Annotated in this window: 6 protein-coding genes; 5 read left to right on the forward strand and 1 reads right to left on the reverse strand. The window is 42.2% G+C overall.

The window, feature by feature from the left end:
* On the forward strand, positions 1 to 910 hold a 910-nt coding region (locus J0895_RS07055), incomplete at its 5' end, for an MBOAT family O-acyltransferase (protein WP_207087402.1).
* A 269-nt stretch (positions 911 to 1,179) separates the two neighbouring features.
* Here the strand turns inward: J0895_RS07055 and J0895_RS07060 are convergent.
* Positions 1,180 to 2,553 (reverse strand): helix-turn-helix domain-containing protein, encoded by a 1,374-nt coding sequence (locus tag J0895_RS07060; RefSeq protein ID WP_207087403.1) that lies wholly within the window; start codon positions 2,551 to 2,553, stop codon positions 1,180 to 1,182.
* A gap of 318 nt (positions 2,554 to 2,871) precedes the next feature.
* Here J0895_RS07060 and J0895_RS25750 point away from each other — a divergent pair, with 318 nt between their 5' ends.
* From J0895_RS25750 to J0895_RS07075, 4 genes are all read left to right on the forward strand, one after another.
* Positions 2,872 to 3,516 (forward strand): GTPase family protein, encoded by a 645-nt coding sequence (locus J0895_RS25750; RefSeq protein WP_242541119.1) that lies wholly within the window; start codon positions 2,872 to 2,874, stop codon positions 3,514 to 3,516.
* 6 nt (positions 3,517 to 3,522) lie between these two features.
* Entirely contained in the window at positions 3,523 to 4,386 is an 864-nt protein-coding gene (locus J0895_RS25755; RefSeq protein ID WP_242541120.1) for a GTPase, read from the forward strand.
* A gap of 53 nt (positions 4,387 to 4,439) precedes the next feature.
* The gene (locus tag J0895_RS07070) at positions 4,440 to 4,643 is read left to right on the forward strand and encodes a hypothetical protein (protein WP_207087404.1); all 204 of its coding nucleotides are present in this window, start codon (positions 4,440 to 4,442) and stop codon (positions 4,641 to 4,643) included.
* Positions 4,644 to 4,825: 182 nt separating this feature from the next.
* Entirely contained in the window at positions 4,826 to 5,032 is a 207-nt protein-coding gene (locus J0895_RS07075) for a hypothetical protein (RefSeq protein ID WP_207087405.1), read from the forward strand.
* The last annotated feature ends 284 nt before the right edge of the window (positions 5,033 to 5,316 follow it).

The following is a 5,316-nucleotide window of genomic DNA, read 5'->3' on the forward strand; positions in this document are numbered from 1 at the left end:
AACCCTGATTTTTCCCTCCTCCCATGACTGGGTAGAGGGACTCTGGTTGATTGCCTGTGGCGCATTCAAAAAAGGAGTCGTTGCCGATCGCCTGGGAATCTTCGTCACCCTCAGCTTTGAAAACGTCCAACGCGCAGGCAGCGGTGACCTCTGGTTGGCTACCATAGCCTATGGCTTGCAACTGTTTCTAGACTTTAGCGGTTACGTCGATATCGCCCGAGGCAGCGCCATCCTCCTCGGCTTCAACCTCCCCAAAAACTTCAACTTCCCCTACTTCAGTACCAGCATCGCCGACTTTTGGCGACGCTGGCATATCACCTTGGGAGATTGGCTGCGAAATTATCTATACTTTCCCCTAGGAGGGTCCCGAGTCGGATTAGCCCGCACCTCCCTCAACCTGATCATTGTCATGTTAATCGCCGGAATTTGGCATGGTGCCGCCTGGGGATTCATCCTCTGGGGTGCAGTCCACGGCATCGCCTTAGCAGTACATCGCCTCACCGATATACTTTCAAAACGAGTTGACTGGTTAAAACTCTGGTGGAAAAGCATCCCAGGTATTCTATTGGGTTGGTTTCTCACTCAAAGCCTAGTCTTTTTAGCCTGGATTCCTTTCCGCCTGCCCAACCTCCGAGAAGCCGGATGGGTGATGCAGCATTTCTGGGGACATACCGGAGACATCCAATTCACCGAAAAAGTCTATTTAGAAACCCTCGGTTTACAGCGCATTGAAGTCACCTTATTATTAGTCTTAATTTGGCTACTCATGACCCTCAGTTATGCCATGAATCGGGGATTGAAATTGCAGCTAAACTGGCCAATTAAAATTGCCTTAGTTCCCCTTTGTTTGTACGCCGTTTGGATTTTTGCCCCAGAAGGCGGCTTACCTTACATTTACTTTGATTTTTAGAAATTGCCCCGCACCCTAAAGGGTGGGGCTACAGGAACAAAGCCCGCACTTCGACCCTTCGACGGGGCTCAGGGCAGGCTTTACTCAGCACAGGCCTGCGCGGGCTAATTCAAAATCTAGCTTTAAAAGCTAGATTTTTTATTCCCCAGTTCGTAGTAACGCCTTCAGTCGTTCTTTTCCCCAGTTCGTAGTAACGCCTTCAGTCGTTCTGTTCCCCAGTTCGTAGTAACGACTTCAGTCGTTCTGTTCCCCAGTTCGTAGTAACGACTTCAGTCGTTCTGTTCCCCTATCAAATACGCTTTAAATAAAACCTGAACGGCAAACAGAGACAATCCATTCCCGGTAACTTTTTCAATTAACCCTCGCTTCTTCAAAGACTGTACCGCCTTCAAAAATTCAGCATCAGACAATGCCAACTCAGCCGGTTTTTGAAAAATATCCGATGCTTCCTGGTTCGCCAACCACCGAATCACCAGTTTTTCCGACTCCGACAACCGTTGATAATACCCTTGCAATTTGGATTCTAAGTCTCCAAGAAAGAGACTGGGATAGGATAAGAAGCGATCGACACTGCCATCAAATAAATCTTGAATCGTAGAAGCAATGATATTTAACCAGGAAGGGTTACCGCCATAAATCTGGATGAGTTCCCCCCATTTATCTGTATCAGTTAATCCTTTAGAGTTCAAGATTTCTAGCGCCGATTCTCCCAAACCTGGCAATTTTAAACTACGACAGTGACGATTTTCTCTTTCTAAGCTGGCGATTTCTGTCGGGGTTTCCCAAGTGAGGAGGAGGAAGCAACTCTGGTGAGGCGATCGGGCGATTTGTTCCCAGAATTTGCCATAATCTTGGCACTCAGGCAGATAAGTTCCGGCTAATTGCCCATCGGCAAAGAGTTCCTGAAGTTCATCGAGGATAATTAGGCAGGAGTGCGATCGCAAATAGTCAATCACAGAAGGAAGCTGGGTTTCTCCATTTGCCGATAAAAAATCAATTAATTGAGTTTTTAGGCATTGTAGCGTCAGAATATTGCTACAGTTGCGCCAGAGGATACAGTCAAAGTTATCTTGAATCTGTTCCACCAGTTCTCTAGCAAGGGCAGTTTTGCCCATTCCCGGCAACCCAAAGAGATTGACAATGCGGATTTTGTCGTGGAGTATCCAGTGTTTCAGGGTCGTTAGTTCATTGCTACGGTTGTCAACACGAATGATTTCCGGCGCTTCGGTGAAGTCATAGCGTTTTTCGGGTTTTTGGCTGGAGGTTGTGGAGTGCGATCGGTTTTTGGGGGCTTTTTTGGCTTTGCGATCGGGGCAAGGTTCATTACAAAAATTAATGTTCCCCCCAATATGTATATAATCAGAAACAAAATTTGAAATCTGAGAAAATTTAGCTTTTTCTATAAAAGCTCTAACATTCGATTTTTTAACATTTTCGCCCAATACATCGGATAGGAGTTTCCATAGTTCTGAAGCGACTCTTTTAGCATGGTCTTTCGTACAATGAAAATCCTCCGCAACCTGCTTGTATGTTTGATTTTCCAAGGTACCCTCTAATATAGTTCGTTGCAGGGAGTCGAGATGCTTGCCTGTCTTACCAAAAACCTGCTCGTCCGTCCATTCTATAACTTCTTGAATATCCATAAATATTAATTGATAGCATCATTTTAGCCAAGGATTGAAGTTACTTTATCACACCTTTTGCCACCTTTGCCACCAAACATCACTTTTTGTCACTCGATCAGAAGCGAAACTATTCAGGAATTTGCCACCAAATGCTACCTCATAGAGGTTGACGGGAGACAAATTGGGTTGCACTATAGTTAAGTGGACAGCAATTTTATAAGCTGGACAGCAACCCTCTAAATTCTGGGATGAAGTAAGGACGTTATAATTCTCCAGTTGTCTTATGCGTAAACAAATCCTCAGATCCTTAGCCCACCTCGTCAGATCCTTAATCCAATGGAATGGATAAAATCTTTAGTCGGGGTTAAAAACGACACCCTAACGGTTTTATTTTTTGGCAAAACCGGAGTGGGCAAAAGTAGCACCCTCAACGCCCTATTTCGCTTAAACTGGGCCACCGATCATGCTGTGGCTTGTACTAAAAAGCCTCATGTTGCCCATATAGATACCTCTCGTTACTCGGGGTTTCCCTATAAGCAAGTACGAGTGGTGGATCTACCGGGAATTGGCGAGAGTCTAGCTGGGGATAAAAAATACATGGCTTACTACAAAAAATGGATCCCTAAAGCCGATTCTTTAGTATGGGTGACTCAAGCTAATACGAGGGCCTACAAACAGGATGAAATTTTTTTGAAGCAGTTAAAACCTTTTTTCAAAAAGTCTTTATTTTTAATAGTCGCCCTTAACAAAATAGATTGTCTGGGAGTATATGAGGGGGAAAAGCCATTTCAAATTGCAACAGCAGAACCTTCAGAGGACCAGATCAAGCTAATCCCAGAAAAAGTTGATGATATTTATAACATTTTCCAAGGAGCAATCAATGGATCAGTAATATTCAACAAAAATCACATTGTACCCTACACATCTTTTTATGGATGGGGCCTAGAAAAATTAAAAGCAAGAATCTTAATAAGGAGTTAATTCATTATGCTTGAAAAAATAAAAGAAATGTTAGATAAGGTAGTTAGCAGTTTTTCTAAAAAAAGTAATCCGCCCCCAAAATCCAGGATTGTTGTAGGTATAAATCAAGTTGATGAAATGATTCCTGATGGGTGGGATGAACGTTTAAATAGTCCTACCAACGAGGCAGAAAAACAAATACAAAATCGGTGTGAAGATATTATACGAACCCTCAGCAAGGAAATTGAAATATCTGAATTAAATATAGAATATTACTCGGCATTAAAGCGTTACAGATTGATACCTTTACTGACGAAGATTATTCAAAATAGTTATGCCGGATTTAAGATTGGTAGTGTAGACCCTGCCGATCCATTTGAATTAGCTGATTCAGATGTTAAAGCGGCTGTCGATAAAAAGCGGAGAGAAAAGGGAGAACATGATTCTAACAAAATAAACCTAGAGGATCTGAAAAAAGTTATGTCTCTTGAAGACTTCAATTTAATTTCAGATAAACTAGAACAAGAAACTAAATATCCACCAAAAGTAGCTGTGATTGGCAAATCTGGTGTTGGCAAAACAACAACCATTAATAATTTGTTTAATGCTCAATTAAAAACAAGCCCCACAACTGTTGGGACGACAAAAGCACAGACGAAAGAATTTACCTTATCAACAGGGGGAACCTTAACTGTGGTCGATTTACCTGGATATGGCCGGAGTGAAGCCGAAGATCGAGAGTATAAAAAAATCTATGAAGCGATAATTCCTGAGTGCGATATAGTCTTACTTATTTTGCAAGCCAATACCCGAGATTTTCCGGACGATATTGAAATGATTAAAGAAATTACAGCACTCTTAAAAACCAATCCTATTCCGAGGAGGATCTAAAAGTTTTAAGAATTTTTCTTGTTAAATTCAGGTCATGAAGGAGGTTGATATCTATGGCTTTAACCGCAGAAGAAGAAGAAAAAGTCAGACAATTATTATTACGAGAGGAAGCTCAAGAGCAAGAAGCCATTCTAGCCACCAAACAAAGCTTTAAAGAATGGCTAAAAGAAACTGCTACGTGGCTATTTCCAAGACTTACTGAAGCCGCAATACAGCTTTTGATAATATATCTAAAAGGTCAGTTTGGGATTGGATAATTAAACCGATTACCAAGATGGCACTAAAGCTGATAATCATAGATCGGAGAAAGCACATCTTCCGAATATAGCCAACCCCAACCGCAAACTTTACTCTTGAAAACCAATCCTGTTTCGAGGAGGTCCCAAAACTTTCAATGATTTTGCTTGTTAAATTCAAGGAGTTACGGAGGTAGATATCTATGGCTTTAACCACAACAGAAGAAGAACAAGTCAGACAATTATTATTACGAGAGAGCGCTCAAAAGCAAAAAGCAATTCTATCCAGCAAGGAAAGCTTAAAAGAATGGCTGAAAGAAACTGCTATTTTAGTCGTTAAAAAGCTTACGGAAGCGGTAATAGAGCTTCTGATAGATCATCTGATCCGGCGACCCATCCCCTATGACTAGCCAATCTCCATCATAAACCTTACCCCACGGACTCAGTGATAAGGAGAGGACTGGTTAAGCTCTATCGTTAGGTATCCCTGTTTCTTAATTAAGGTTAGTTAGTGATGTTTAAAAATGCGATCGCCTTTCTCATACTCCATCAGGCGATCGCTTGATGGGAAGCCAGACCATTACTCCAATTACGGGAACGCCGGTGATTGCAGCAGCAGCAATCAGTAACGGTGTCCAGAATCCTAATTGTAAAGCAATGCCGCAACTGATGCCAGAGGCGGCAGTTAGCAGAG

The organism is Phormidium pseudopriestleyi FRX01 (assembly GCF_017313335.1).
Lineage (GTDB): Bacteria > Cyanobacteriota > Cyanobacteriia > Cyanobacteriales > Laspinemataceae > Laspinema > Laspinema pseudopriestleyi.